The 25,560-nt window shown below is 65.4% G+C and carries 22 protein-coding genes and 3 tRNA genes; 13 read left to right on the top strand and 12 right to left on the bottom strand.

The annotated features are described in order from the left end of the window. Window positions 1-2: 2 nt before the first annotated feature. On the bottom strand, window positions 3-2,726 hold the full coding sequence (locus AC1PQG_RS13075; RefSeq protein ID WP_481118292.1) for a type VI secretion system Vgr family protein: 2,724 nt from the start codon (window positions 2,724-2,726) through the stop codon (window positions 3-5). 168 nt (window positions 2,727-2,894) lie between these two features. Here AC1PQG_RS13075 and AC1PQG_RS13070 point away from each other — a divergent pair, with 168 nt between their 5' ends. The 3 genes from AC1PQG_RS13070 to AC1PQG_RS13060 all read left to right on the top strand — a co-directional run bounded on the left by AC1PQG_RS13070 (window position 2,895) and on the right by AC1PQG_RS13060 (window position 6,291). Next, entirely contained in the window at window positions 2,895-3,800 is a 906-nt protein-coding gene (locus tag AC1PQG_RS13070; protein WP_481118291.1) for a LysR family transcriptional regulator, read from the top strand. A 144-nt stretch (window positions 3,801-3,944) separates the two neighbouring features. Continuing rightward, window positions 3,945-5,135, top strand: coding sequence for a 4-hydroxybenzoate 3-monooxygenase (locus AC1PQG_RS13065; protein ID WP_481118290.1), 1,191 nt, complete (start codon window positions 3,945-3,947; stop codon window positions 5,133-5,135). 235 nt (window positions 5,136-5,370) lie between these two features. Beyond that, window positions 5,371-6,291, top strand: coding sequence for a helix-turn-helix domain-containing protein (locus AC1PQG_RS13060; protein ID WP_481118289.1), 921 nt, complete (start codon window positions 5,371-5,373; stop codon window positions 6,289-6,291). Here AC1PQG_RS13060 and AC1PQG_RS13055 read toward each other — a convergent pair. Next, entirely contained in the window at window positions 6,251-6,604 is a 354-nt protein-coding gene (locus AC1PQG_RS13055) for a Rieske 2Fe-2S domain-containing protein (RefSeq protein ID WP_481118288.1), read from the bottom strand. The two genes, AC1PQG_RS13060 and AC1PQG_RS13055, sit on opposite strands and share 41 nt — an antisense overlap. A gap of 222 nt (window positions 6,605-6,826) precedes the next feature. Here AC1PQG_RS13055 and AC1PQG_RS13050 point away from each other — a divergent pair. The 8 genes from AC1PQG_RS13050 (at window position 6,827) to cydX (ending at window position 11,717) form a co-directional block, all read left to right on the top strand. After that, a tRNA-Arg gene (locus tag AC1PQG_RS13050) sits at window positions 6,827-6,903 on the top strand. Window positions 6,904-6,991: 88 nt separating this feature from the next. Continuing rightward, window positions 6,992-7,068, top strand: a tRNA-Arg gene (locus AC1PQG_RS13045). 89 nt (window positions 7,069-7,157) lie between these two features. Next, window positions 7,158-7,234: transfer RNA gene (locus AC1PQG_RS13040), tRNA-Arg, on the top strand. 154 nt (window positions 7,235-7,388) lie between these two features. Further along, window positions 7,389-8,402, top strand: coding sequence for a YeiH family protein (locus AC1PQG_RS13035; protein ID WP_481118287.1), 1,014 nt, complete (start codon window positions 7,389-7,391; stop codon window positions 8,400-8,402). 306 nt (window positions 8,403-8,708) lie between these two features. After that, window positions 8,709-8,891, top strand: coding sequence for a cytochrome oxidase putative small subunit CydP (gene cydP, locus AC1PQG_RS13030; protein WP_481113949.1), 183 nt, complete (start codon window positions 8,709-8,711; stop codon window positions 8,889-8,891). Further along, the gene (locus tag AC1PQG_RS13025; protein ID WP_481118286.1) at window positions 8,881-10,434 is read left to right on the top strand and encodes a cytochrome ubiquinol oxidase subunit I; all 1,554 of its coding nucleotides are present in this window, start codon (window positions 8,881-8,883) and stop codon (window positions 10,432-10,434) included. The genes cydP and AC1PQG_RS13025 overlap by 11 nt, the downstream gene beginning before the upstream one ends. A gap of 11 nt (window positions 10,435-10,445) precedes the next feature. Next, on the top strand, window positions 10,446-11,588 hold the full coding sequence (cydB, locus tag AC1PQG_RS13020; protein ID WP_481118285.1) for a cytochrome d ubiquinol oxidase subunit II: 1,143 nt from the start codon (window positions 10,446-10,448) through the stop codon (window positions 11,586-11,588). A 12-nt stretch (window positions 11,589-11,600) separates the two neighbouring features. Next, window positions 11,601-11,717, top strand: coding sequence for a cytochrome bd-I oxidase subunit CydX (gene cydX / locus AC1PQG_RS13015; protein ID WP_481118284.1), 117 nt, complete (start codon window positions 11,601-11,603; stop codon window positions 11,715-11,717). A gap of 18 nt (window positions 11,718-11,735) precedes the next feature. On the opposite strand, the gene AC1PQG_RS13010 is transcribed toward cydX, so the two are convergent. From AC1PQG_RS13010 to asd, 7 genes are all read right to left on the bottom strand, one after another. Then, a complete protein-coding gene (locus AC1PQG_RS13010; protein ID WP_481118283.1) occupies window positions 11,736-12,980 on the bottom strand; it encodes a cystathionine gamma-synthase family protein in 1,245 nt (414 codons plus the stop codon). Window positions 12,981-13,116: 136 nt separating this feature from the next. Then, a complete protein-coding gene (locus AC1PQG_RS13005) occupies window positions 13,117-14,460 on the bottom strand; it encodes an MFS transporter (protein WP_481118282.1) in 1,344 nt (447 codons plus the stop codon). Between the two features lie 94 nt (window positions 14,461-14,554). Continuing rightward, window positions 14,555-15,193, bottom strand: a complete 639-nt coding sequence (gene maiA / locus AC1PQG_RS13000) for a maleylacetoacetate isomerase (protein ID WP_481118281.1) — start codon at window positions 15,191-15,193, stop codon at window positions 14,555-14,557. Between the two features lie 3 nt (window positions 15,194-15,196). Further along, window positions 15,197-15,907, bottom strand: coding sequence for a fumarylacetoacetate hydrolase family protein (locus AC1PQG_RS12995; protein ID WP_481118280.1), 711 nt, complete (start codon window positions 15,905-15,907; stop codon window positions 15,197-15,199). A gap of 35 nt (window positions 15,908-15,942) precedes the next feature. Beyond that, a complete protein-coding gene (locus tag AC1PQG_RS12990) occupies window positions 15,943-16,998 on the bottom strand; it encodes a cupin domain-containing protein (protein ID WP_481118279.1) in 1,056 nt (351 codons plus the stop codon). Between the two features lie 35 nt (window positions 16,999-17,033). Next, window positions 17,034-18,236 carry a 3-hydroxybenzoate 6-monooxygenase gene (locus AC1PQG_RS12985; protein WP_481122945.1) on the bottom strand — a complete coding sequence of 401 codons (1,203 nt, stop codon included), beginning with the start codon at window positions 18,234-18,236 and terminating at the stop codon, window positions 17,034-17,036. 129 nt (window positions 18,237-18,365) lie between these two features. Beyond that, window positions 18,366-19,238, bottom strand: coding sequence for an archaetidylserine decarboxylase (gene asd / locus AC1PQG_RS12980; RefSeq protein WP_481122944.1), 873 nt, complete (start codon window positions 19,236-19,238; stop codon window positions 18,366-18,368). Between the two features lie 56 nt (window positions 19,239-19,294). On the opposite strand from asd, the gene AC1PQG_RS12975 reads away from it, so the two are divergent. After that, window positions 19,295-20,953: an aminotransferase class III-fold pyridoxal phosphate-dependent enzyme gene (locus AC1PQG_RS12975; RefSeq protein WP_481122943.1), complete on the top strand. Its 1,659-nt coding sequence runs from the start codon at window positions 19,295-19,297 to the stop codon at window positions 20,951-20,953. 49 nt (window positions 20,954-21,002) lie between these two features. Here AC1PQG_RS12975 and AC1PQG_RS12970 read toward each other — a convergent pair whose 3' ends face one another. Then, window positions 21,003-21,596: a hypothetical protein gene (locus AC1PQG_RS12970; RefSeq protein ID WP_481122942.1), complete on the bottom strand. Its 594-nt coding sequence runs from the start codon at window positions 21,594-21,596 to the stop codon at window positions 21,003-21,005. Window positions 21,597-21,793: 197 nt separating this feature from the next. Here AC1PQG_RS12970 and AC1PQG_RS12965 point away from each other — a divergent pair, with 197 nt between their 5' ends. Next, complete coding sequence (locus AC1PQG_RS12965) at window positions 21,794-22,609, top strand: glycine-rich domain-containing protein (protein ID WP_481122941.1); 816 nt, start codon at window positions 21,794-21,796, stop codon at window positions 22,607-22,609. Window positions 22,610-22,692: 83 nt separating this feature from the next. Here AC1PQG_RS12965 and AC1PQG_RS12960 read toward each other — a convergent pair whose 3' ends face one another. Both AC1PQG_RS12960 and AC1PQG_RS12955 read right to left on the bottom strand, forming a co-directional pair. Further along, window positions 22,693-23,160 (bottom strand): cyanophycin metabolism-associated DUF1854 family protein, encoded by a 468-nt coding sequence (locus AC1PQG_RS12960; RefSeq protein ID WP_481122940.1) that lies wholly within the window; start codon window positions 23,158-23,160, stop codon window positions 22,693-22,695. Window positions 23,161-23,170: 10 nt separating this feature from the next. Further along, complete coding sequence (locus AC1PQG_RS12955; protein ID WP_481122939.1) at window positions 23,171-25,492, bottom strand: cyanophycin metabolism-associated ABC transporter; 2,322 nt, start codon at window positions 25,490-25,492, stop codon at window positions 23,171-23,173. Window positions 25,493-25,560 lie beyond the last annotated feature (68 nt).

The raw sequence follows: 25,560 nt of genomic DNA, 5'->3' as shown, positions 1-25,560 counted from the left end.
GGTTATTGGTCGGGGGCGAAGAACTGCACGCTGATTTGCTCGAAGGTGCTGCCTTCGAGGGCGGAGGTCTTGCCGGCGGCATCCGTGTGGCCGGACAGGGTGCTGCCGTCGGGGCGGGTGATCGAGTAGGGGATGCCGCTGACGGGTTGGCCGTCGGTGGCGCGGACCAGCACGGGCGTGCGGCCGAGGTCGCCGGCGGAGAACTTGGGCAGGTCGGTCTGGCCTGAGGCGCTGCCGGACCATTGGTGGCTGGTGGCCTTGACGGTGAAAGCGCCGGGGCAGCCCAGTTCGATACGGCCGCCGGCCAGCTTGATGTAGGCACCGCCGGATTCGGCGAGGAGGATCTCCTCCGCGGCCATGACCTGGACCTTGCCTTCGCTGGCGGAGAGTTTCAGGTTCTGGCTGGCATTGACCTGGGTATCGCCGTGTTGGGACTGGAGTTCCAGCTTGCCGTGGTGGGCGAGGATCTTGATGCCTTCCGACTGGGCGAACAGCGCGATGCCCTTGCCGGTGTTGAGGGTATGGCGGCCGGCGCAGGCCGATTGCAGGTGCTGGCCGGCGACGATGTCTACGTTCTTGCCGGCATGGGTTACCACGGCCTCGGGGCTGTTGAGGTAGACGCCGGCCGGGGCGCTGACGGCGACCAGCGGCTCGCCGCCTCCGGCCCCGCCCTTGGTGGTGTTGGAACCGTTTTCCCAGCTCTTCAGATCATTGTGGAGCTGGCTATGGGGTGCGTTGTCGTTGGCCTTGCCGCCGTGCTGGGCGGCGTAGTCACCGATCTGCTTGAAGAAATCGAGCTGCTCTTCCATCAGGCCCAGCAGTTCCTGTCGGTCCAACTGGGCGCCGGAGGCCTTGAAGCGGGACCAGGCGGTCAGCAGCAGGCCCTTGGCGGCACGGAGGGCGCCGGCTGCGTCGGAGGCCAATTCGAAGCCTTCTCCGCGGGCTTCGGACTGTCCCTCCTGGCGGGGCTTGCCGAGCCAGCCGAGGTTGAGCTGGCTGGCCGTGTAATCGGATGCAAGCTGGGTGCTGATCTGCGCCGAGGTGTCGTCGAAGCGCAACTGGTTGTAGCCGCTGCCCTTGATCTCCTTGCTGCGCAGCCCGTACAACGCGCTGTTGGCGGGCAGGCTGCCGTAGCCTGAGAAGCGTGGCGGCTCGTGGGTGCCGTTGTAGGCGGCGCCGAGGACGATCGGCCTGGATGGATCGCCTTGCAGAAAGCCGACCAGTACTTCCGAGCCAACGCGAGGCCAGAAGGCGGCGCCGTAGGCATTGTCGGCCCACGGGTGCATCACGCGGATGCGTGCCGAATCGCGCGGCGTGTCTGAGGTGCCGTAGCCGTTGGGATGGTCTTCCGGGCGTGCGAAAGGGAAGCGCACGGCGACCCGCCCGCGGTCGTCCACATCGATTTCGCTGCCTTCTGCGCCGACCACGATGGCGCTGAGGATATCGATACGAGGTCCATCGGAGACTGAGAAAAAGGGAACGACCGGGGTGTCCTGCTGGACGCATTCGAAACGGTTGTAGTAGATCGGCGCATCCGCCCGTGCTTCCGCGTTGCCGTCATTGCCGGGAATGTCCCAGCCTTCGATGAGGCGGCGCTCCAGTAGCGGGTCAAGCGGAATGTTGTTGCGGGCGTAGAGCTGAAGCCGGGTCAGCGTGAATTTCCGTTTGTCGTCGGGCCAGGCGTCGATCTCCGGGTGCTCTCGGAGGCCGAAGACCGTCGCGTGGGCGAACTGGCGGACCACCGATTCGCCGCGCCAGCCTGAAGCTGCGAACTCGTGGGCCAGGATGCGGGCGCGGCCCATTTCATCGTAGTGGGCGTTACCGGCGGCGTGCTGTGGTGCATCGTAGTGGTAGTTGGTCAGTGTGCTGGCCAGCGCATTGCCGGCCTTGCCTTGCTTGAGCACGGTGGGTTGGATGTTCTCCGTGGCGCGGACTGCCTTGTAGTCGAAGCAGGCGCGGGCGACGGAGGAGGGCGCCTGCGTCTGCCAGGCACGCCAGGCGACGACGGTGTCGTGCTCTTCGGTCGCGTCGGCGCGGTGGAAGTGCACGGTGCCGGCGGGGTTGTCGGGAAAGGCGCCGGGTCGGTCGGTGAGCAGCAGCGTGTGTTGCGGGACATCCTTGTCCAGCGCGAACTGGAAGCTCCAGGTGATGCCTTCCTGGCGCCACAGACGGGTGAGGAAGGCCTGGTCGCTCTCGCCGGCCTGCAGCGTGAAGGCGCGCTTCGGGTAACTCTTCTGGAGGCCGGTGATGACGAACTTGAAGGCCTGGGCGAAGACTGTGTTGCCGCGGATGTGTTCGGCAAGGATCTGCTCTGTGATCTCGATGACCGAGGTTTCGCAGAACACCCGCCAGGTGCTGCGCTGGCGGAGTATGGAGAGGGCATCCTCGAAGACGATTTCGAGGGCGGTTGCTGCGCCGTCGGACAGGCGTTGTTCGGCGGAGGTGACGATGCCGCTGATCAGCCGGCGTCCGCCGCGGTCGTCACCGATGGTTACCGCCACGGGAAGGCCCAGCAGCTCGGTCAGATGGATCCGGTTGTCATCGGCCAGGCATTGCAGGCGATAGCGGACGCCGTCGCAGATGGCCTCCTCGCCGGCGAGCTGGTAAGGCACCAGGCGCGTAACAGCTGCTGCTGCGTCGTCAGGAAACCGCAGCCTCAGGATGGAGTTTGCCTGGCTGAGAGCGTTGAGGAGGCTGGACAGGGCCGATGCGAGAGGAGAGGTCATGAGCGCTCGATGCCATTAGTGCCGTAAAGCCTGTCTTTCTAAGTTAATGTCATTTTCATGTCAACATGACATTTGTGTTTTCCTGGTCTCCCGCGGATGGTGTGATGGTCGGGCGTGACGGCACTGCAGTAAGATGGACGTTCCCCGCCGAGAACTAGGTCACCACTCATGAACCCCCTCGACGTCCGCCTGCTCAGCGTCTTCGATGAAGTCTTCAAGTCCCGCAGCGTGAGCCGTACGGCGGAGACGCTGAACATGGGGCAGCCGGCGGTGAGCATTGCGCTGGGCAAGCTGCGGGAGCTGTTCGGCGATCCGCTGTTCGTGCGCACCGCCGGGGGTATGGAGCCGACGCCGCTGGCCGAATCCCTGATCGAGTCGGTGCGTGAGGCGCTGCAGGCGCTGGACCGGGTGCTGGGACAGCGCACCGAGTTCGACCCTTCGGAGTCGAGCCGCTGTTTCCGCATCTGCATGACCGACATCAGCCAGCTGGTGATCATGCCGGGCCTGTGGCGGCGCCTGCGCGAGGTGGCGCCGCGGATCCAGATCGAGGTGCTGCCGCTGTCGCCGGACACCTCCGAACTGCTCGAGAGCGGGCGGGCCGATCTGGCCATTGGCTTCATCCCGCAGCTGGAGGCGGGCTTCTACCAGCAGGCGCTGTTCCGCCAGCACTATGTGTGCATGGTGAGCGCCGACCATCCGCGTATTCGCGATGGCCTGACCCGCGAGCAGTTCGAGGCGGAAGAGCACGCGCTGGTCAGCACCCAGGGCACCGGGCACCTGATCGTGGACCAGGAGCTGGCCCGCCAGGGCATCCGCCGGCGGGTGGCCTTGCGGATCCCCAATTTCGTCGGCGTGGCCTTTTTCATCGAGCAGACTGAGCTGTTGCTGACCATTCCCAAGCGCCTCGGCGAGGTACTGGCCGGGCGCGGGCGCTTCCGCTGCTTCCCGGTGCCGTATCCCTTGCCGGAATACTCGGTACGCCAGCACTGGCACGAGCGTTTCCACAACGATCCGGCCAACCGCTGGCTGCGTGGCCTGGTCGCCGATCTGATGTGCGAAGCCGGGCCGGTTTGAGCTGGCTTTCGCAGGGGCGATGGTTGCCGGCCGCAGTCGTTCCAAAAGTGCAATTCGTACCGCTGATTCGTCCATTCAAGCGGTCTATGTCTGTCCGTAACCTGCGTCCTGTCGAACACAACAACTCTGACAGGAGACAAGGACATGACGAAGACCCAGGTTGGCATCATCGGCGCGGGCCCGGCGGGGCTGCTGCTTTCCCACATGCTGCATCTGCAGGGCATCGAATCGGTGATCGTCGAGCAGCGCTCGCGGGAAGACATCGAGGCGACCATCAAGGCCGGCGTGCTGGAACACCCCACCGTCGAGCTGCTCAAGGAATTGGGCGTCGGTGAGCGCATGGTGCGCGAAGGCTATGTACACAACGGCATCGAACTGTCCTTCGGCGGCAAGCGCCACCGCATCGACCTGCCCGAGCTGACCGGCGGCAAGTCGATCATCGTCTATCCGCAGCACGAGGTAATCAAGGATCTGGTGGCGGCGGTGCTCGCCAACGGCACGACCATCGAGTTTGGCGTATCGGACGTGAGCCTGCACGGCATCGACGGCACGCAGCCGTCCATCCGCTACAGCAAGGACGGTGCGCCGCAGGAGATCCAGTGCGACTTCATCGGCGGTTGCGATGGCTTCCACGGCCCGTCCCGCCAGGCGATCCCGGCATCTATCCGCCAGGAGCACCTGAAGGTCTATCCGGCGGGCTGGTTCGGCATCCTGTGCGAGGCGCCGCCGTCCAGCGACGAGCTGATCTACGCGCAGAGCGACCGCGGCTTTGTGCTGGTCAGCACGCGCACGCCGGATGTGCAGCGCATGTATTTTCAGTGCGATCCCAACGACAGCGCGGACAACTGGTCCGACGACCGCATCTGGGCCGAATTCCGCGCCCGCCTGGCCAACGACGATGGCTGGCAGCTGAAGGAGGGGCGCATCTTCCAGAAGGGCATCATCGCGATGCGCAGCTTTGTCTGCGAGACGATGCAGCACGGCCGCCTGTTCCTGGCCGGCGACTCCGCCCACATCGTGCCGCCGACCGGTGCCAAGGGCCTCAACCTGGCGGCGGGGGACGTGGTCCTGCTCAGCAAGGCGATCGTCGATTTCTACCGCCGCGACGACCGTGCCGGACTCGACAGCTACAGCACCCGCGCCGTCAAGCGGGTGTGGCGCGGCGAGCACTTCAGCTGGTGGATGACCAACATGCTGCACGACTTCGACGGCGAGGACACCATTACCCGGCGCTTCCGCCGGTCGCAGCTGGAATACACGGTCAGCTCCCGCGCCGCGGCGGCATCGCTGGCGGAGAACTACGTTGGCCTGCCGTTCGAAGGCTGGCAGGGCTGATCGGTAACTGATCCACGACAAGCGGGCCATAGCGGAATTGTCTAGCTGCTAGTGGGCCCGCGTACTGTCTGCGGGATGGAGGCGGCGTCATAATCGGCGCCAGTGCTGGCGTCGTGCCGCTTCCGGAGTTCCGTGATGCATCTCTTCCCGCATTTCCCCGTGTGGCATTCGGGTTTCGTGCTGTATGGCGAGGCCGGCCGGATACCGGCGGACTTTCTTTCCTGAGGCGCTACGCATGGACATGCGCGTCAGGTCCCGCTTCGTCGCCCCCAAGCCGCTCATCCCGAGCTTCACCTTATATGGTGAAGCGGCTGAGCCAGTGCGCGAGCTTCTCCATATTGAAGAAATCCAGTCCCGCAGCCGCATCCACGACTGGGAAATCCAGCCTCACCTGCACCACGGCCTGTACCAGGTGGTGTGGATTACGGAGGGAACGGCGAGCGTCGCGCTGGATGCCGGCCGCCAGGAGGTGACGGGGCCGGCGGCGGTGATCATTCCGCCGGGCACGGTGCATGGCTTCCGCTTTGCGCCGGAGACCCAGGGGCGCGTGCTCACGCTGGGCGGCCACTTCCTTGTAGAGGGCGAGCTGGAAACGGTCGGGAAAGCCCTGCGCGAGCTGTTCGCCGGGCCGCGCGTATTGCGCTTCGATGCGGAAGATCCGACGGCAGGGCGGCTGGACGCGCTGCTGCGCGAACTCAGCGCGGAATTCATGAGCCCGGGCATGGCCGGCTCGCCGCCCTTGCGCTGGTTGTCCCAGACCATCGTCTGGCACCTGGCCCAGGCCGGCGCCCGCTTGCAGGCGCTGGGGGAGGGGAGCCCGGTAGCGTTGCATCAGGCGCTGTTCACCCGTTTCGTGCTGCAGGTCGAAGCCCACTACCTGGAGCACTGGCCGGTGGCCCGCTACGCCAGCCAGCTGGGGGTGAGCACGCCGCGGCTCAACCGCCTGACCCGCGCGGAGTGCGGCGGCAGTGCGCTGGACGTGATCCACGAACGCCTGACCCGCGAGGCCTGCCGGTTGCTGCTATATACAACCGAACCGGTCACCGGCATCGCGGCCAGCCTGGGCTTCGACGATCCGGCCTATTTCTGCCGCTTCGTCAAACGCCGCACGGGGCTCAGTCCGTCCCGCTACCGCCAGTCCCACACTGGGCGCTGAGCGCGCTGGCGTCGGTGTCCACCCACACCATGCCGTCCTCGACTTTCATCGCGTATTCCGGAATCTGGCAGCCGGTCGGCGACAGGCCGTGCCCGTTGCGGGCATCGAAGACCCAGTTGTGGGACGGGCACACCAGCGTCCGGCCATTGAACATGCCCTTCGACAGCGGAAAGGTGCCGTGCGGGCAGATGCCGTCGAAGGCGCGCGGCTGGCCGCCGTCGGCCCAGACGATCAGGACTTCCTTGGTGCCGGCCATGCACGGCACCATTTCACCTTCGTAGAGATAGTTCTGCTTGCAGACGGGGACGAACATCTTGCGCTCCTTGGGGCGTGGGATCATCGACAAGGGCTGGCGCAAAAACGGGGCGTGGTGTCGCAAACCCTCCGTTTTGATCGTCTAAAAGCCCTGATTCAGACAGGTACGCAAGAAGGGCGCCAAAGGGCGAATTTCGGGGCGCTGAAGAGAAAGACATCAAACTGCAACGAAAGGCTTCCAATTTCTCCGAAGCTATGTATAATGCCGGTCTTTCGCAGCGCGCCCGTAGCTCAGTTGGATAGAGTACTTGGCTACGAACCAAGGGGTCGTGGGTTCGAATCCTGCCGGGCGCGCCAGTTTTACCAGAATCGCTTCATAGCGGTTCTGTTCAGTCGGGAAGCAAATTGCTTTCGCCGGGTTTCCGGTTGGCTGAATGTGAAGTGTGCGCCCGTAGCTCAGTTGGATAGAGTACTTGGCTACGAACCAAGGGGTCGTGGGTTCGAATCCTGCCGGGCGCGCCAGTTTTGCCAGAGTCGCTTAAGTGCGGCTCTTTTCAACCGCAGAGGCAATGGTTTCACCGGGTTTCCGGTCGGTTGAGCATGTGAGTGTTGCGCCCGTAGCTCAGTTGGATAGAGTACTTGGCTACGAACCAAGGGGTCGTGGGTTCGAATCCTGCCGGGCGCGCCAAAAATGAAAAGGGACTGCAGAAATGCAGTCCCTTTTTGCATTGCACATACGATTTTGCATATCTATTTTGCGGATGTATGTGTTCTAAATAATCCATTTTATCTAATGTATTAGTTGACGCTAATGTCTCGGCTCCACATCGAGGACGGCGTCAATGAATCTCTCTGCATATTTCCACGCGCGCATGTCATGGCTGATTGGTCTTGGCCTGTGCACGCTCCTGGCTGCGATGGCTTACACGGTCAGTCGGCTGGGTTTCATCGGCCATCTTGGCATCGGGCCACTGACGCTGGCGATCCTGTTCGGCGCACTGCTCGGCAACGGCTTGCCGGAGCGTCTTCGGCAGCGCTTCACTCCTGGCGTACTGCTGGCGCAAGGGAGGGGGCTGCGGACGGGTGTTGCCCTTTATGGGTTCAACTTGAGCGTTCAGCAGATCGTCGGTGTCGGTTCGCACGCGCTGCTGACCGATCTGCTGATGATGGTGAGCACGCTGCTCGTTGGCTGGTTGGTGGGAACCCGCTGGCTCAAGCTCGATCCGCATACCGTGATCCTTACCTCCGCCGGAAGCGCGATCTGCGGTGCGGCGGCGATTCTGGCTACCGAGCCGGTTGTCGGCGCGCAGCCCCACCGGACCAGCGCCGCGGTCGGCACGGTCGTCCTGTTCGGCACCCTGGCGATGGTGCTCTACCCCTGTCTTCAGCGCCTCATCGACTGGCCGGCGCAGATGTTTGGTGTTTACGCAGGTGCGACGGTGCATGAGGTAGCCCAGGTGGTGGCCATCGGCAACGCGGTGGGGGGCGGCGCGGAAGACACTGCGGTGATCGTGAAGATGCTGCGGGTGATGATGCTGGCCCCGTTCCTGTTTGGCGTGAGCCTGTTTCTGCGGTTACGCGGGGAGGTGGGCTCCGGAGGCGTGCGTGTGCCGTGGTTTGCGCTGGGCTTCGTGGCCGTCGTGGGCCTTAATTCCTTGCATCTGTGCTCTCCGGCGCAGATCGAGACGCTACGTGCTGTCGATACGTTGCTGTTGACTGTTGCGATGGCTGCGCTCGGCCTGGAAACCCGCCTGGCGCGCATCCGCCAGGCGGGCAGTGGGGCGCTGCTGCTCGGTGCGATCCTGTTCCTGCAGTTGGTGGTCGGCGGGGCTGCCGTGGTCTGGCTGCTGGGGTGACGTTCGTGGAACCGCAGCAGCAGCTTGAGTCTCGAAGGAAGTGCGCCCGGGGTGTTCCGGGGCGCAACGACTACGTCCGTGTCATGGTGGTTTGACCTGCCGTCAAAACGCTGCCAGATACTGCCATTGCGCAATTTATGACTGCCAGTGACTGTCGTGACAGCCTCCAGGTGGGCTCCGGCCTGCGACTAATGGTCGCGAAAAGTCGAATTCAAGCCTTTGTTGTAAAAAGACTTTGTCGAAATTCGGCAGAATGGCACGACGCTTGATAAGCAAAGTCTGATTTTCCAACAAGGCAGTCGAACCATGACCCCAACTGACTCATTCCTGTTACGCCACCTGGGCTGGATCCTCCTCGCCAAGGCCATTGCGCTGGGCGCCCTGTGGTGGTTCTTCGTTCACGACGCAAAGGTGCCGGTCGATCCGGCGGCCATGTCTGCGCATCTTGCCGGCCCCATGGCTGGTCAGGGAGGCAGCCATGGTCACTGAGCAAGTGGTCGATCTTTCCCGCCTTCAGTTTGCCGCCACCGCGCTCTATCACTTCCTGTTCGTGCCGCTGACCATCGGCATGGTGTGGCTGCTGGTAATCATGGAGTCGGTCTATGTCATGACCGGAAAGCAGCTCTACAAGGACATGACCCGCTTCTGGGGCAAGCTGTTCGGCATCAACTTCGCGCTGGGCGTCACCACCGGCATCACGATGGAGTTCCAGTTCGGTACCAACTGGGCCTATTACTCCCACTACGTCGGCGACATCTTCGGTGCGCCGCTGGCCATCGAAGGGCTGATGGCCTTCTTCCTCGAGTCGACGATGATCGGCCTGTTCTTCTTCGCATGGGACAGGCTGTCCCGCAAGCAGCATTTGCTGGTAACGATCCTGATGGCGGTGGGCACCAACCTGTCGGCGCTGTGGATCCTCATCGCTAACGGCTGGATGCAGAACCCGGTGGGGGCGGAATTCAGTTACGTGACGATGCGCATGGAGATGACCGACTTCTGGGCGCTGCTGTTCAACCCGGATGCCCAGGCCAAGTTCGTGCATACCGTGTCGGCCGGCTACGTGACCGGTGCGATGTTCGTGCTGTCGATCTCGTCCTGGTATCTGCTCAAGGGGCGCGACGTGGAGTTTGCCAAGCGCAGCTTCGGCATCGCGGCGGCCTTCGGCTTTGCGTCGGTGTGCTCGGTGATCGTGCTCGGTGACGAGTCGGGCTACACCGTTGGTGAGGCCCAGCAGACCAAGCTGGCGGCCATTGAGGCGATGTGGGAGACCGAGCCGGCGCCAGCCGCGTTCAATCTCGTCGCCATCCCCAATGAGGCGGAGATGAAGAACGACTTCGCCATCGAAATCCCGTGGGTGATGGGCATCATCGGTACGCGTTCCCTGAGCAAGGAGATTCCCGGCATCAAGGAGATCAAGGCCAGGAACCGGGAACGCATCGTGGCCGGCATCGGCGCGGTGACAGCCCTCGAAGCCCTGCGCCGCAATCCGGACGACGCGCACGCCCGCGAGGCCTTCGAGCGGCACAAAGCCGACCTGGGTTTCGGGCTGCTGCTGAAGAAGTACACCGCCGACGTGAGCCAGGCGACGCCGGCGATGATCGATCGCGCGATGAACGACACGGTGCCGCGCGTGACGCCGATGTTCTGGAGCTTCCGCCTGATGGTGGCTTTCGGCTTCGGCATGCTGGCCCTGTTCAGCCTGGCCCTGTGGTACTCGGTGAAAGGGACCTTTGCCGACAAGCCCTGGCTGCTGCGCTGGGCCGTGTATTTCCTGCCGGTGCCATGGCTGGCCTGCGAAGTGGGCTGGTTCGTCGCCGAATACGGGCGCCAACCGTGGACGATCTACGGCGTGCTGCCGACCCATCTTTCCGTTTCGACCCTCAGCGTGGAAAGTCTGTACGGCTCGCTGGCCGGCTTCGTTGGCTTCTACACGGTGCTGCTGGTCGTCGAGATGTACCTGATGACCCGCTTCGCGAAGCAGGGCCCCGGTAGCCTGGGGACCGGCCGTTACGCCAACGAGGCCCACGCCTGAAGGAGATGCACATGTTGCTCGATTACACGACTCTCAAACTGATCTGGTGGCTGCTCGTCGGCGTGCTGCTGGTGGGCTTCGCGATTATGGACGGCCACGACATGGGCGTCGGCACGCTGCTGCCTTTCGTCGGCCGCGACGATGTGGAACGGCGGGTCATCATCAATACCGTCGGGCCCCACTGGGACGGCAACCAGGTGTGGTTCATCACCGGCGGCGGGGCGATCTTCGCGGCCTGGCCGCTGGTCTATGCGACGGCCTTTTCCGGATTCTACTGGGCCATGCTGGCGGTGCTGTGGGCGCTGTTCTTCCGGCCGGTGGGCTTCGATTACCGCAGCAAGATCGACAACCCGATCTGGCGGCGCACCTGGGACTGGGGCTTGTTCGTCGGTGGGGCGGTGCCGCCGCTGATCTTCGGCGTGGCCTTCGGTAATCTTTTTCTCGGCGTGCCGTTCAGCTTCGATACGCAGCTGGTGTCCACCTATTCGGGCTCGTTCTGGGAATTGCTCAGCCCGTTCGCGCTGCTGTGCGGCGTGGTGTCGTCGGCGATGATCAGCTTCCATGGCGCGATCTACCTGGCCCATCGCACGCAGGGCGAGCTCCAGTGGCGCGCGCTGAGGGCTGCCGGTTTCTTCGGCGGATTGATGCTGCTGGCCTTTGCAGCGGCCGGCGTGTGGTTATGGATGGGGATTCCGGGCTATGTGATCCGCTCTGCGCTGGATACGGCGGCCCAGCCGAATCCCCTCGCCAAGACCGTCGTGCGCGAAGCCGGCGCTTGGTTCGCCAATTACCGGCATTACCCGCTGACCTTGGCGTTGCCTGCCGTGGCCTTCGTAGCCGTGCCGGCAGCCCAGGCACTGGCGCGCTCCGGGCGCACGATGGCGGCCTTCTGGGCCTCGGCGCTGGCCATCGTCGGTGTCATCGGCACGGCGGGGGCGGCATTGTTTCCGTTCATCCTGCCGTCGTCCATCGACCCCAACGCCAGCCTCACGGTATGGGACAGCGTCTCCAGCCAGCTCACGCTGACCATCATGCTGGTGGCGACGCTGCTGTTCATGCCGATCATCATCACCTACACCGCCTGGGCCTACCGCGTCATGGGCGGCAAGGTGACCGCCGCCTACGTGCGGGAAAACAGCCATTCGGCTTATTGAGGAGAACGACAGATGTGGTATTTCGCCTGGATTCTGGGAATCGGCTTCGCGGTGTTGCTGGCCATCCTCAATGCCCTGTGGGCCGAGCATGAGGAGAGCCGGCGTGCCGGGAGGGATCCCTCCCGGTAATCGACAGTTTTTTCTCAATCAAGCCAGGGCGCGCTCGAAGTCGGCGATCAAGTCGGCTTCGTCTTCGAGACCGATCGAGAGACGGATCAGGCCTTCGGCGATACCCATCGCGGCGCGTGCTTCCTGACCCGCTTCCCAGAAAATGGTGGGGGCGACCGGGATGATCAGCGTGCGCGTGTCGCCCAGGCCGGTGGCCTTGATCGGCAGGCTGAGGCGGTTGAGCACCTCGACCAGCGTCGTCGGGTCGCTCAGTTCGAAGCTGAGCAGCCACGAGCCGGCCGCGAAGAGGGACTTGGCGCGTTCGTGCTGGGCGTGCGACGGCAGGAAGGGGTAGTGGACCGCATCGATCTTCGGATGGCGTTCGAGCCACTGGGCCAGCGCCAGCGCCGTGCTGCTGGCCCGCTGCACGCGTAGGGCGAGGGTTTCGCTGCCGACGCTGATGCGGTGCGCCTGCTCGGACGACAGGGTGGCGCCGGTGTCGCGCAGGCCTTTCTTGCGGATCTGCACGAGGCCCCAGGCTTTGGGATCGCCCTTGCGGTAGGGGGCGAAGATGTTCGGATAGGGCGCCCAGTCGAACAGGCCGGTATCGGTGACGGCGCCGCCGAGGGCTTCGCCGTGGCCGGCGATGGTCTTGGTCAGCGAGTTGATCACTAGGCTGGCGCCGACGGCGCGGGGCCGGAACAGCGCCGGCGAGGTGATCGTGTTGTCGACAACGAAGATAAGCCCGCGCTGGCGGCACAACTCACCGATGCCTGCCAGATCGGCGATCTGGGTGCGCGGATTGGCGATCGTCTCGACGAAAACCATGCGCGTTTCCGGCCGGATGGCCGCGGCAACGGCTTCGACGGAACAGGCGTCGACCTTGTCCACCGCGATGCCCAGGCCTTCCATCGTGCCGAGGAGACTGTTGGTGTTGCCGAAGATGTAACGGCTGGCAACGAGATGATCGCCGGCGCGCAGCAGCGTCAGGAAGACCGCCGAGATGGCGCCCATGCCCGTCGCGAAGCACACGGTGCCCACGCCGTTCTCCAGCGCGGTGATCTTGGCTTCGAGGGCGGCCGTGGTCGGTGTGCCCTGGCGGGCGTACTGGTAGCCGCCCTTGTAGGTGCCCTGGAACGCGCCGATCAGATCCTCGACCCGGTCGAAACCGTATTGCACCGAAGTGTGGATCGGTTTGTGGATGCCGCCATGCTCGACGCCGAAGCGGCGGTCGGAATGGACGTTGTCGGTGGTCAGCGCGTGATTATCAGGGGACGATTTCATTTCTTGAAGCTCAATGGGGTTGTGGCAGGTGAACACCCATAAGAATGCCTGATCGCCACTCCTTCGTCGCCTGGAATGTGAAAAATCCATGCCTGCGGCGGCCGCGCCGCGTCGAGCTGCCGGCCGCCGCGTCCAGTCAGGCCGTCGTCGGCTGGACGGCTTGTTGCCGGCTGCGTTGCAGCCCGAACATCAGCATCGTGAGGCCGGCGACCACCGCCGGTAGACCGACGATCATGAACACCGACGACAGCGGCAGGTTCATCGTCAGCATTGCGCCGCCACCCACCGAACCGAGCACCGAGCCCATCCGGCCGACGCCGTTGGCCCAGCTGACGCCGGTAGCACGGCAGTCCGTCGGGTAGAAGCTGGCGGACAGGGCGTTGGCGCCGACCTGGGAGCCGGACACGCAGAAGCCGGCGCAGAACACCGCCAGGCCGGCCAGAACGGGGTTGCCAGAGAGGCTGCCGATTGCAGCAATGAACAGGCCAGCGAGCATGTAGCTGGTGGCCAGGACCCGGTGCGGCGTGACGCGATCCATCAGCCAGCCGAGCACGATGGCGCCGACCGTGCCGCCGACCTGGAACATCGTCGTCACCAGCGAGGCGGTCTTCAGGGACACGCCGGTGCTCTTGATGAAGGTCGGCAGCCAGCTCGACAGCAGGTAGATGACCAGCAGGCTCATGAAGAAGGTCAGCCACAGCAGCAGGGTGCCGCGCAGCAGGTCGGGGCGGAACAGGTGGCCAACCGGCATGCCGACGGGTTTGTGGTGGCTGGCGATGAAGCGCGCCCCGTCGAAGTTCTGGGTGGGATCGATGCGGCGCAGCGTGGCGGCGACCCGGTGGAAGCCCTTGTTCTCCATCACCAGATAGCGCACCGATTCCGGCAGGCGCCAGACCAGCACTGGCAGCAGCGCCAGCGGCAGCACGCCGCCAAGCATCAGCACCGAGCGCCAGCCGTAGGCTTCGACGAGATGGGCCGAGGCCAGCCCGCCCAGCGCGGAGCCGACCGTGAAGCCGCAGAACATCGCCGTGACGAGGAAGGCGCGGCGTTTGTCCGGGCAGAACTCGGAGGTCAGCGTCACCGAGTTGGGCATCGCGCCGCCCAGGCCGAGGCCGGTCAGGAAGCGCCACATCACCAGTTCGGAGGCCGAGTTGGAGTAGGCCGATAGCAGGCTGGCTAGGCCGAAGAACAGCACGCAGGTAATGAGGACGCTCTTGCGCCCGAAGCGGTCGGCGAGGGGGCCGAACAGGAAGGCGCCCGCCATCAGGCCGGCCAGGCCGGCACCGAACAGCGGCGCGATGTCGCCCGGCGTCAGCTGCCATTCGGCGCGGATGGCGGGTGCCAGAAAGCCGATGGCGGCGGTGTCGAAGCCGTCGATGGCGACGATCAGGAAGCACAGCACGATGATCAGTACCTGGTAGGGGCTGAGGGCGTGCTGGGCGATGAAGTCCGTGACGTTCACGGTGCGCGGGGTGGGCATTGTTTGTCTCCGTCTCGTTTGGATGGACGTACCGGGGCATCCGCGATACCGGGCGGTATCGCGGTGCGCGCTCTAGATGTTGTGGTGGCTGGGTTTAGCCGGCGTCGGGCTGCACGGCCGGCGCCGCGCGGCGGAAAGCGTCGAGCTGCTGGCAGGCGCTGTCGACGGCCTGGATCAGCGGCCAGCGGGCCATATCCACCTTGAAGCGGCGGGCGCTTTCCACCTGGGGCACCAGGTACACGTCGGCCAGCGTCGGCGTGTTGCCGTAGCAGAAGGGGCCGCGTTGCGGGTCGGCGGCCAGCAGGGCTTCGAGGGCGTCGAAGCCGGCGCTGATCCAGGTGGCGCACCAGGCGTTGATGGCCGCCTCGTCGCAGTGCAGCGTGTGGCGCAGGTATTCCAGGATGCGCCGGTTGTTGATCGGGTGGATGTCGCAGCCGACGATGGCCGCCAGGGCCCGCACGCGGGCGCGGGCGTCGGCATCCTTCGGCAGCAGCGGCGGTTCGGGGTGGCGCTCCTCCAGCCATTCGATGATGGCCGGCGACTGGATCAGCACCTGCCCACCGGTTTCCAGCGCCGGCACCAGCCCTTGCGGGTTGAGCGCCTTGAAGGCCGGGTCCAGGTGCTGCTCGGTGCGCAGGTCCACCGGCAGGTACTCGTAGTCCAGCCCCTTCAGGTTCAGCGCGATGCGCAGCCGGTGCGAGGTGCCGCTGCGGAAGAAGTTGTGCAGCTTCATGGCTTACTCGGGGGCGCCGACGGTCAGGCGGACGTCGCCGACGCCATCCACGTGGCCGATGATGGTGTCGCCCGGCTTCACCGCGCCGACGCCTTCCGGCGTGCCGGTGTAGATCAGGTCGCCCGGTTCCAGGTGGTAGAACTGGGACAGGTCGACGATCAGCTCGCGGATGTTCCAGATCAGCTTGGAGAGGTCGGAGGACTGCTTGGTCTGGCCATTGACGGTCAGGTTGATGGCGCCCGTTTCCAGCACGCCGTGCTCGCCGGCCGGGATGATCTCGCTGCACACCGCGGACTTCTCGAAGTTCTTGCCCAGGTCCCACGGACGGCCCTGTTCGCGGGCCACCAGCTGCAGGTCGCGGCGGGTCATGTCGAGGCCGGCGGCGTAGCCGTAGATCAGTTCGCCGGCTTCGGCCTCGGTGACGCGGAAGCCGCTGCGGCCGATGGCCACCACCAGTTCCATCTCGTAGTGGTAGTTCTGAGTGCCGGCCGGGTAGGGCACGGTGGCGCCGGATTCGACGAGGGTGGACGAGTCCTTGATGAAGTAGAAGGGCCGCATCGTGGCCTTGTCCACCGGGCGCTCCATCTCGATGGCGTGGGCGTGGTAGTTGCGGCCGACGCAGAAGATGCGCTTGACGGGGAGGCGCGCCTCGCTGCCCTGCACGGGCAGGGAGAAGACGGGTTGCGGGTTCCACAGGTAGGTCTGTTGGGTCATGTCTGTTGTCCTTGGTATGGGGTGTGTGAGGTGGTTCAGCCGCGGTTTTCGAAGACGCCGAGCTTGCGGTGCAGCGGCGTTTCGTCGGCGATGAAGACGAAGGCCGGGGTGTTGGCGGAGCGGTTGCGCAGGCGCACCGGGGTGTAGCCGGGCGCGCAGCAGGTGTCGGCTTCGGCAAGGGCGAAGCTGTTGTCGCCGATGCTCACGTCGATGCCGCCCTCGATCAGGTGGAAGACCATCGCCGGCGAGCGCACGGGCAGGTCGAGCGTCTGGCCGGGGCGCAGCATCAGTGCGTAGAAGCCGAGAATGTTCTGCGCGTCGCTGCCGGTTTCCGGATTGGTGTAAGTGACCTGCACGGCATCCAGTTCCGGCTGGTCGGCGGCCAGGGCTTCCAGTGCGGCGCGGGCTTCGACCCACGGGTAACGCAGCATCGGGTAAGCCTTGTTGGAACGCTGGAACACCTGGGTCGGCACCACGCCGGCGCGGGCGTAGGCACGGTCGCCACGGCCGGGCTTGACGGTCTGGGGCTCGCCGTCGATGTGGTAGGAGGCCTCCATGTAATACACCAGCGGCAGGTCGAGTACGTCCAGCCACACCACCGGGCCGTCGCCGTCGTGGCCATGCTCGTGCCACAGGCCGGTTGGGGTGAGGATCAGGTCGCCGCGGCTCATCGGGCACTTCTCGCCATCGACGGTGGTGTAGGCGCCTTCGCCTTCGACGATCATCCGCACCGCATTCGGGGTGTGGCGGTGGGCCGGTGCCCATTCGCCGGGCAGCAGCAGCTGCATGCCCAGGTACATCGCAGCGCTGGCCTGCATCTTCTCGAGGCCGTGGCCGGGGTTGGCGAGCACCAGCACGCGGCGCTCGGCCTTCTCGATGGGGGTCAGCTCGCCGGCCTGCATCAGCAGCGGACGCAGGGTTTCGTAGGGCCAGTGGATCGGCCGGGTGTTGGGCTGCGGCTTGCCGGCGGGCAGTACCGCGCGCAGGCTCGGCCACAGGGGTACGAGGTTCTGGCGGGTGAGCGCCTCGCGGTAGTCGAGGGGCAGGTCTTCCAGGCGCCCCAGGGTGTCGAAACGGCTTTGGTCTTGCATGGTCGGCTTCCTGTTCGGGTTCGGATGGATGGGGCTCAGTCTTTGGCCAGGCAGTTGTCGGCGTTCCAGCCGTACAGCCATTCCATCGCGTCGTAGAAGCGCTCCGCGCTGCGGCCCTTCCACAGGTCGTTGCGTACCAGGCGCTCGACGCCCTTGGCGTGGTAGATGCGGCCCATCTCGCGGGACGACAGCACGATGCGGGCGGTGCGGGCCACGCGGGAGCGCTGGTAGAGGTCGAAGGCCTTGACGAAGTCGTTGTCGTGGACGCGCAGGGCTTCGCCGAGGGTGACGGCGTCTTCCATCGCCATGCAGGCGCCCTGGGCCATGTACTGGGTGGTCGGGTGGGCGGCGTCGCCGAGCAGGGTCACGCGGCCGAAGGTCCATTGGCCGATGGGTTCGCGGTCGGCGGTGGCCCAGCGCTTCCAGCTCTTGGGCAGTTCGATCAGTTGGCGGGCCTTCGGGCAGATGCCCTGGAAGTAACTCTGCACTTCCTCGGCGCTGCCTTCGGTGACGCCCCATTCCTCCTGCTGGCGGCTGTGGAAGGTGACCACCACGTTGTATTGCTCGCCGCCGCGCAGCGGGTAGTGAACCAGGTGGCAGTTGGGGCCGACCCAGATGCTGGCGGCGTTCCACTGCAGGTCTTCCGGGAAGTCCTTCTTGTCCACCACGGCGCGATACACCACGTGGCCGGTGACGCGGGCCGGATCGCCTACGAACTGCTCGCGCACCACCGAGCGCACGCCGTCGGCGCCGATCAGCGCGATGCCCTTGTGGGCATTGCCGTGCTGGTCGTACACCGTCACGCTGTCGGCGTCCTGCTCGATGCGGCTGACGTGGGTGGAGGTCAGGAACTCGACGCGGCCGGTTTCCTGGGCGCCTTCGAGGAGGGACAGGTGCACGTCGACCCGGTGGATCACCGCGTAGGGATTGCCGAAGCGCTTGCGGAAGGCCTCGCCGGTGGGGATGCGGCCGACGACGGTTTCGTCGAGGGCGTCGTGCATGACCATGTAGTCGGTGTATACGGCGCGGCTGCGGGCCTTGTCGCCGACACCGAGGGCGTCGAAGGCGTGGAAGGCGTTGGGGCCGAGCTGGATGCCGGCGCCGATCTCGCCGATCTGCGCGGCCTGTTCGAGCACCTTGACGGAGAAGCCCCGGCGGGTCAGGGCGAGGGCGGCGGCGAGGCCGCCGATGCCGCCACCGGCGATGATGACCGGCAGCGCGTTGGGGGTGGTGTTCATGGCGTCTCCTGATTTGATTTGATGTAGATCAAGTGTGGAAGACGCTAACTATTTTGAAAACGCAATCTATCGAATAGGCTGATTTCTGTTATCGAATAGTTATTGGGGCCGGATTTGTGCCCTACGTGCTCAAGCGGCGTCCGGTCGGCGCAGCAGCGGCTCGCCCATGCGGATCGGGCTGCCTTCGCCGATGCCGGCACACAGGCTGAAGCCCTTTGGCGCGAAGACGATGATCGTCGACCCGTGCTGGAACCAGCCCATCTCCTGGCCCTTGGCGAAGCGGGCGGTGCCCGGGATCTCGTTGGGGCCCCGGTAGCGGATGTGCAGCAGCACGTCCAGCCAGTGCAGGCGGATGCTGGCGACGAGAATTGCCGCCACCGGCACCAGGGTCAGCGGGGTGCCGTCGGCGAGACGGGTGCGAATCACTGCCCGCTCGTTCTTGCAGTACAGGCGCTCGACCCGCTTGAGAGCCGGCGGATTGACGTTCCACACGTCGCCGGAGATGTAGGTGACGTGCTCCACCTGCAGCTCCGCCGGGGAATGGAAGCGGTGGTACATGCTCGACTTGAGGCGCAGGGTCACGTAGCTGCCGTCCCGGTAGGTGTCCACCTGCGCCGGGTCGCCGAGCAGGTCGATGAGCGGGTAGGGCGCGCCCTTGGCTTGCAGGGCGGTGACGCCGTCGAGCGTGCCGCAGGCGCCGACGATGGCATCGCAAGGGCTGCTGAGCACCATCGGGTCGCCATCGATGTTGCGCGCGCCGTCCTTCAGCTCCCGCGTGAAGCAGTCGTGCATGCTGCGGAATTCCTGCTTCTTGGCTTCCGACAGGTCCAGGTCGGCGAAGGCTTTCCATATGGCGATGGAGAGGCGTGCAACGAGGGGATGTTCAATCTTGCTGAACCAGCCGACGAAACGGGTCAGCAGCGCACGCGGCAGGCGGTTGGTGAGCAGGAAGTTGAGGTCTTCCTGATCGGTGAGGCGGGCAAGCAGGCGGGGACTTTTCATGGTTCTGTAACTGGGGTCGGTTAAATCGTTCATCTTTCAGTTGCGGAGTGCTCTACGTGGAAGATGCATTGGTATTGGCCGGACTCGGGGCGCTGGCGCTGCCGGGCCTGGTGATGAAGGCGAAGCGCCGGCTGGAGCTGTCGAAGGGCAAGCACCCGTCGCTGGCGGGGCACGCCAAGATGTCGCGCCGGGTGGCAAAGCTGCTGCCGTTCTACGAATACGACGAGGCGACCTTCTTTCGCAGCGACGATGCGCCGGCGGAGGTGGCGGCCAGGCGCAAGGAAGCCTTCTTCCGCCTGGCCGAGCTGCACCGCACGCGTTTCGCGGCCAGCGCGGCCATGAGCGCCGAGACCCAGGAAGGCGTGTCGGACATGCAGTTCACCGGCGCCTACCGGGTGCCTTTCCAGTACAGCCGGCTGGTGCGCCAGCACCTCAAGGGCGGTTCCTTCGTGAAGGCGTCGAGCGGTGTGACGGTCACCGACCTGGACGGCAACGTCTTCTACGACCTGACCGGCTCCTACGGTGTCAATGTGTTCGGCTACGACTTCTACAAGGACTGCATGGCCCGTGGTGCGGCGCGCGTGGAGGCCCTCGGCCCGGTGCTCGGCGCCTACCATCCGCTGCTGGCCTACAACGTGCAGCGCCTGAAGGCGATCTCCGGGCTGGACGAGGTGTCCTTCCACATGTCCGGCACCGAGGCAGTGATGCAGGCCGTGGGCCTGGCCCGCTACCACACCGGCCGGACCCACCTGGTGCGCTTCTGCGGCGCCTACCACGGCTGGTGGGGCGACGTGCAGCCGGGGGTCGGCAACCCGGTGGCGGCCAACCAGACCTACACGCTGAAGGACATGCACGAGGATGCGTTGCGCGTGCTGCGCCGACGCAAGGACATCGCCTGCGTGCTGATCAACCCGCTGCAGGCGCTGCATCCCAACGGCGCGGCGCCGGGGGATTCGTCGCTGGTGGACAGTTCGCGCAAGGCGGGCTTCGACCGGGCGGCCTACACCGCATGGCTGAAGGCGCTGCGCCAGGTGTGTACCGAGCGCGGCATCGTGCTGATCTTCGACGAGGTCTTCGTCGGCTTCCGGCTGGCGCAGCGCGGCGCGCAGGAGTACTTCGGCGTGCAGGCCGACATGGTCACCTACGGCAAGACCCTCGGCGGCGGCATGCCGATCGGCGTGGTGTGTGGCCAGCGCGAGCTGATGAAGCGCTTCCGCGACGAGCGCCCGGCGGACATCTGCTTTGCACGCGGCACCTTCAACTCCCATCCCTACGTGATGGGCGCGATGGCCGAGTTCCTGGAGCGCATCGAGACGCCCGAGGTGCAGGCCCTTTACGCCGGGCTGGATGATCGCTGGAACAGCCGCGCGGAGCGCCTCAACCTGCGCCTCAAGACCGAGGGCCTGCCGGTGCAGGTGGCTAACGTGTCGTCGATCTGGACGGTCTTCTACACCCGCCCGAGCCGCTACAACTGGATGCTGCAGTACTACCTGCGAGCCGAAGGGCTGGCCCTCAGCTGGGTCGGCACGGGCCGCTTCATCTTCAGCCTCAACTACACCGACGCGGACTTCGAGGCGGTCGCCGAACGCTTCGTCGCCGCCGCGCGCCGGATGGAGGCGGACGGCTGGTGGTGGAACGACGGCAGCGTGACCAACAAGGGCATCCGCCGGCGCATCCTGAAGGAGATGCTGAGCCATCGCTTCCTCGGGAAGTAGACGTGAAAACGCCGCTCCGCCCATGGGGCTGGAGCGGCGCCGGAAGGGCTTACGCCGCCTGGCGGGCGCGCAGGTCGCGCAGCAGGTACAGCGGTGCTTTGTGATACAGCTTGATGTCGTGGTACGGGTCGGTGAGGATCTTGGTGATCCACACCAGGCCGGTCTGCACGTCCTTCAGGAAGAACAGGTGGACCGTGCGGAACAGCAGGCCGGCGACGCCGAGGCCCAGCCACATCAGGCCCAGGTGGTCGATGAAGCCACCGACGCCGGTGTGGGCCTCGAACAGGCCGAACATCGTCGGGTTGAGCCACAGGGCGACCGGAATGAAGGCCCAGATCGACAGCAGCACGACCTTGCGCTTGAGGTTGTAGCCGACCTTCACGGCTTCCTTGTAATCATTGGTGACCTGGTTCTCCTCGTCGTAGCCGAGAGGCTCGAAGAAGAAATGGCCGGACTGACGGGTGACCATCGAGATCAGCCAGCCGATCAGCGCCGCCTTCACCGGATCGACGAAGAGCAGCGAATAGGCCACCAGAAAGCTCACTGCGCTGATGAAGTGCAGGGTCTGGTTCATCCGGCTGTGGTGGTAGAAGCGATGATCGTCCCACCGCTGGATTTCAAGGGCGCGCAAAAAGTTCTTCATGGACTCTCCTGGAGGGCGAACGACCCGGAATTGATTGGAATAGCTCGGAATGGGGTCTTCAAGGCAAGACTAAGAAGCGTGGGTTACGGGGCGGCTGCGGTTTTGTTAAGGAACGGTGATGAAGGCTATGGATATGGCATCTAAAACGGGCTGGCAACCGATAAAATCTGCCGCGGTGCATTGGGAGGCGCGCGGCGATGGATGCGGTGAAAGAGAACAGGCTCGGCGGGATGCTCGTGGTGGCGCTGCTGGTGGGGATCGCCCTGATGACGGGCGGCGAGGCGTGGCGCCATTGGCTGCCCAAGCTGCTGCTGGCCGGGGCCTTGTTCGGAGCGCTGGCGTTCATCTGGCGTAAGTGGCGCCTCAAGGCGCGGGAGCGTTTCCTGGGCGCCTTCCAGTTTCCGGCCAGCCTGGGTCGCAAGCTCAGGCAGACCTATCCCCATCTCAGCGCCGAGCAGGTAGACCTGGTCACCGGCGAGCTGCGTACCTTCTTTCGTGCAGCCAATGCGGCCCAGGGGCGCATGGTGTCCATGCCGAGCCAGGCGGTGGACGTGGCCTGGCACGAGTTCATTCTTTTTACACGGGGTTACCGGCAGTTCTGCGTCCGCGGGCTGGGGCGTTTCCTCGACCACACGCCGGCCGAGCACATGGCGACGCCGGTGTCGGCCCGCCAAGGCCTGCGGCGTACATGGCTGCATGCCTGCCGTTTCGAAGGCATCAATCCCAACAAGCCGGACCGGCTACCGATGCTCTTCGCGCTGGATGCGCTGCTGGAGATTCCGGACGGCTTCCGCTACGTACTCGATTGTTCCGGCGTGGAGGACGCGCAGGGCGTCCCGGCCTATTGCGCCAGTGACATCGGCTGCGGCGGTTCCTGCGCGGCGGATGGAATCGGAGATTGCAGCTCTGGACATGGCGGTAGCCATGGAGATGGCGACGGCACCGCCGATGGTGGTTCGGGTGGAGATGGGGGAAGTGCTTGCAGCGGCTGCGGAGGAGGGGGCGGCGACTGACTGGGTCGGCCGCCGGTCGGCCTCCGTTTGATACGGGCTGGCGCAGTCCGGTGCATGAGCCAGACTGCGCCGGATGGAGCGGATTACAGGAAGCGGTCCAGCAGCCGCTTGCTGTGGGCGTCCAGCCCGTAGCGGTCGCGGATCAGGAAGTGGATGCCGCGGCTGTCGGCGATGAGCAGGGCCGGTGGGGTGAGGCGGCGGATGTCTTCTTCCCCCTTCAGCACCATGCTGGTCGGGCCGCGGTCGGTCTCGAGCTCCCAGGTGCTGGGGGTGGCGAAGCTGGACACGCTGTGGATGCGCTGGATCACCGGCATGAACTCGCGGCTGGCCATCTCGTCTTCGAGCAGCTTGCGCGGCGCATCGGGCAGATCGGCGAGGCGGTCGATCCAGGCGACTTCCTCACCGTCGCCGTTGATGAGGCCGATGCTCTCGGCCGGGGCGGCGATCGGGAAGGCGCGTACCGGGGTGATCAGCTGGGCCTGGCCGGTGGCGTCGATGAAGACGAGCTGGCCGAAGGCATTGCGTTCCAGCTGGATGTTTTGCGTAGGCATGACGTGGTCTTCAGGCAGGGGTATGGGCGCGGTGGAAGGGCACGCGGGGCTTGTCGCCGTTGCCCAGTGCGTCGTCATCCAGCTTGCGGGTCTGGGCTTCGTAGAGGCGGAAGTAGGCGCCTTGTTTTTCCATCAGCGTGTCGTGGTTGCCGATCTCGACGATCTGGCCGCGGTCCAGCACCACCAGGCGGTCAGCCTTGCGCAGCGTGGACAGGCGGTGGGCGATGGCGATGGTGGTCCGGCCGCGGATGAGGTTTTCCAGGGCGGCCTGGATTTCCATTTCGGTCTCGGTATCCACCGCCGAGGTGGCTTCGTCGAGGATCAGGATGCGCGGGTCGATCAGCAGCGCGCGGGCGATGGAGATGCGCTGGCGCTCGCCGCCCGACAGGGCCTGGCCGCGCTCGCCGACCAGGGAATCGTAGCCCTGCGGCAGGCGCAGGATGAAGTCGTGGGCGTGGGCGGCGCGGGCGGCGGCGATGATCTCCTCGCGGGTCGCATCGGGCTTGCCGTAGGCGATGTTCTCGGCAATGGTGCCGAAGAACAGGAAGGGCTCCTGCAGCACCAGGCCAATGTTGCGGCGGTACTCGGACACCGGCACCGAGCGGATGTCCATGCCTTCGATGCGGATCGAACCGTCGGTCACGTCGTAGAAACGGCAGATCAGGTTGACCAGCGTGCTCTTGCCGGAACCCGAGTGGCCAACCAGGCCGATCATCTCGCCCGGCGCGATGTTGAGATCCACGCCGCGCAGGATGGTGCGGTTGCCGTAGCGGAAGCCGACGCGCTTGACCTCGATGGCGCCGGTCACCTTGGGCAGGTGCTGGGGATTGACCGGATCGGGCACGCTCGAGACATGGTCGAGGATGTCGAAGATGCGCTTGGCGCCGGCGGCGGCCTTCTGCGTCACCGAGACGATCCGGCTCATGGAGTCCAGCCGGGTGTAGAAGCGCGAGATGTAGGCGATGAAGGCGGCCAGCGTACCGACCGTCACCGACTTCTCGGACACCAGCCAGATGCCGAAGCCCCACACGATCAGCAGGCCGATCTCGGTCATCAGCGTGACGGTGGGGGAGAACACAGACCAGATCTTGTTCACGCGGTCGTTCACCGCCAGGTTGCGGGCGTTGGCTTCGCGGAAGCGGCCGACCTCGCGCTTCTCCTGCGCGAAGGCCTTGACCACGCGGATGCCGGGGATGGTGTCGGCGAGCACGCTGGTGACTTCGGACCACACCCGGTCCACCTGCTCGAAGCCGTAGCGCAGCTTGTCGCGCACGGTGTGGATCAGCCAGGCGATGAAGGGCAGCGGCACCAGCGTGACCAGGGCCAGCCACGGGTTGATGGACACCAGGATCACCGCGGTCATCGCGATCATCAGGCAGTCGGTGGCGAAGTCGAGCAGGTTCATCGACAGGAACAGGCAGATCCGGTCGGTCTCCGAGCCGATCCGCGACATCAGGTCGCCAGTGCGCTTGCCGCCAAAGTACTCCAGCGATAGGCCTTGCAGGTGCTCGTAGGTGGTAGTGCGCAGATCGGCGCCGATGCGTTCGCTGACCAGCGCCAGGATGTAGGTCTTGGCCCAGCCGAGGCCCCAGGCGAAGGACGCGGCGACGAGCAGGCCGCCGAGCAGCATCATGACCTTCATGCGGTCGATGGGCTGGCCGTTCTGGAAGGGGATCAGCACCTCGTCCATCAGCGGCATGGTGAGGTAGGGCGGCACCAGCGTTGCGGCGGTGGCCACCAGGGTCAGGATGAAGCCGGCCAGCAGCTGCTTCTTGTAGGGCTGTGCAAAGCGCCACAGGCGGAACAGGGTCCAGGTGGACGGCGGCGTGTGGATCTCGCGGGCACAGGTCGGGCACTCATCGGTGCCCGGCGGCAGCGGCGCGTCGCAGGTCGGGCAGGTCAGCGGCTCGGGTGGCGTCGGCTGGCGGCCGGCCAGCACGCATTCGAGCTGGGCGTGGAAACGGTCGGCCAGGTTGCGGGCGGCCGGGTCCTGGGCCAGCGTGAAGCGCCAGCCGGCCAGCTTGCCGTCGCCGTCCACCAGGTCGAGGCTGGCCACGCCGGCGTGGTCGCGGTGGCGCAGGGCCATGCCACTACGGAAGGTCCACACCTGCCAGTCCTTGGCCTGCAGGTCCCAGGCCAGCAGGCGGCGGTCGGTCAGGGCCACCAGGCCGCTGCGGAACTGCAGCGCGGCATCGAGATCGAGATTGAGGCTGGCCAGGACCTTTTCGCCGGCCTGCAGGGCCTTGTCGAGGAGGGGGCGCCAGCTGTCGGGCACGGCCGGTCCGAGGTAGTCGGAATAGGCGGAAGGAAGGGCGGAGGACTCTGAATTCATCTCGGCGACGCGATTAGGCCCCAGAAAAGGGCCAGCGTAGGGCAAAATTGCGCCCGAAGTTTACTGAC

The organism is Zoogloea sp. GDB6, assembly GCF_056724105.1.
This window is presented reverse-complemented; position numbering and strand designations above follow the sequence as displayed.

Bases quoted from the DNA above. Each gene is read 5' to 3' on its own strand.
- AC1PQG_RS13075 (WP_481118292.1), bottom strand. From the start codon at position 2,726: ATGACCTCTCCTCTCGCATCGGCCCTGTCCAGCCTCCTCAACGCTCTC.
- AC1PQG_RS13070 (WP_481118291.1), top strand. From the start codon at position 2,895: ATGAACCCCCTCGACGTCCGCCTGCTCAGCGTCTTCGATGAAGTCTTC.
- AC1PQG_RS13065 (WP_481118290.1), top strand. From the start codon at position 3,945: ATGACGAAGACCCAGGTTGGCATCATCGGCGCGGGCCCGGCGGGGCTG.
- AC1PQG_RS13060 (WP_481118289.1), top strand. From the start codon at position 5,371: ATGGACATGCGCGTCAGGTCCCGCTTCGTCGCCCCCAAGCCGCTCATC.
- AC1PQG_RS13055 (WP_481118288.1), bottom strand. From the start codon at position 6,604: ATGTTCGTCCCCGTCTGCAAGCAGAACTATCTCTACGAAGGTGAAATG.
- AC1PQG_RS13035 (WP_481118287.1), top strand. From the start codon at position 7,389: ATGAATCTCTCTGCATATTTCCACGCGCGCATGTCATGGCTGATTGGT.
- cydP (WP_481113949.1), top strand. From the start codon at position 8,709: ATGACCCCAACTGACTCATTCCTGTTACGCCACCTGGGCTGGATCCTC.
- AC1PQG_RS13025 (WP_481118286.1), top strand. From the start codon at position 8,881: ATGGTCACTGAGCAAGTGGTCGATCTTTCCCGCCTTCAGTTTGCCGCC.
- cydB (WP_481118285.1), top strand. From the start codon at position 10,446: ATGTTGCTCGATTACACGACTCTCAAACTGATCTGGTGGCTGCTCGTC.
- cydX (WP_481118284.1), top strand. From the start codon at position 11,601: ATGTGGTATTTCGCCTGGATTCTGGGAATCGGCTTCGCGGTGTTGCTG.
- AC1PQG_RS13010 (WP_481118283.1), bottom strand. From the start codon at position 12,980: ATGAAATCGTCCCCTGATAATCACGCGCTGACCACCGACAACGTCCAT.
- AC1PQG_RS13005 (WP_481118282.1), bottom strand. From the start codon at position 14,460: ATGCCCACCCCGCGCACCGTGAACGTCACGGACTTCATCGCCCAGCAC.
- maiA (WP_481118281.1), bottom strand. From the start codon at position 15,193: ATGAAGCTGCACAACTTCTTCCGCAGCGGCACCTCGCACCGGCTGCGC.
- AC1PQG_RS12995 (WP_481118280.1), bottom strand. From the start codon at position 15,907: ATGACCCAACAGACCTACCTGTGGAACCCGCAACCCGTCTTCTCCCTG.
- AC1PQG_RS12990 (WP_481118279.1), bottom strand. From the start codon at position 16,998: ATGCAAGACCAAAGCCGTTTCGACACCCTGGGGCGCCTGGAAGACCTG.
- AC1PQG_RS12985 (WP_481122945.1), bottom strand. From the start codon at position 18,236: ATGAACACCACCCCCAACGCGCTGCCGGTCATCATCGCCGGTGGCGGC.
- asd (WP_481122944.1), bottom strand. From the start codon at position 19,238: ATGAAAAGTCCCCGCCTGCTTGCCCGCCTCACCGATCAGGAAGACCTC.
- AC1PQG_RS12970 (WP_481122942.1), bottom strand. From the start codon at position 21,596: ATGAAGAACTTTTTGCGCGCCCTTGAAATCCAGCGGTGGGACGATCAT.
- AC1PQG_RS12965 (WP_481122941.1), top strand. From the start codon at position 21,794: ATGGATGCGGTGAAAGAGAACAGGCTCGGCGGGATGCTCGTGGTGGCG.
- AC1PQG_RS12960 (WP_481122940.1), bottom strand. From the start codon at position 23,160: ATGCCTACGCAAAACATCCAGCTGGAACGCAATGCCTTCGGCCAGCTC.
- AC1PQG_RS12955 (WP_481122939.1), bottom strand. From the start codon at position 25,492: ATGAATTCAGAGTCCTCCGCCCTTCCTTCCGCCTATTCCGACTACCTC.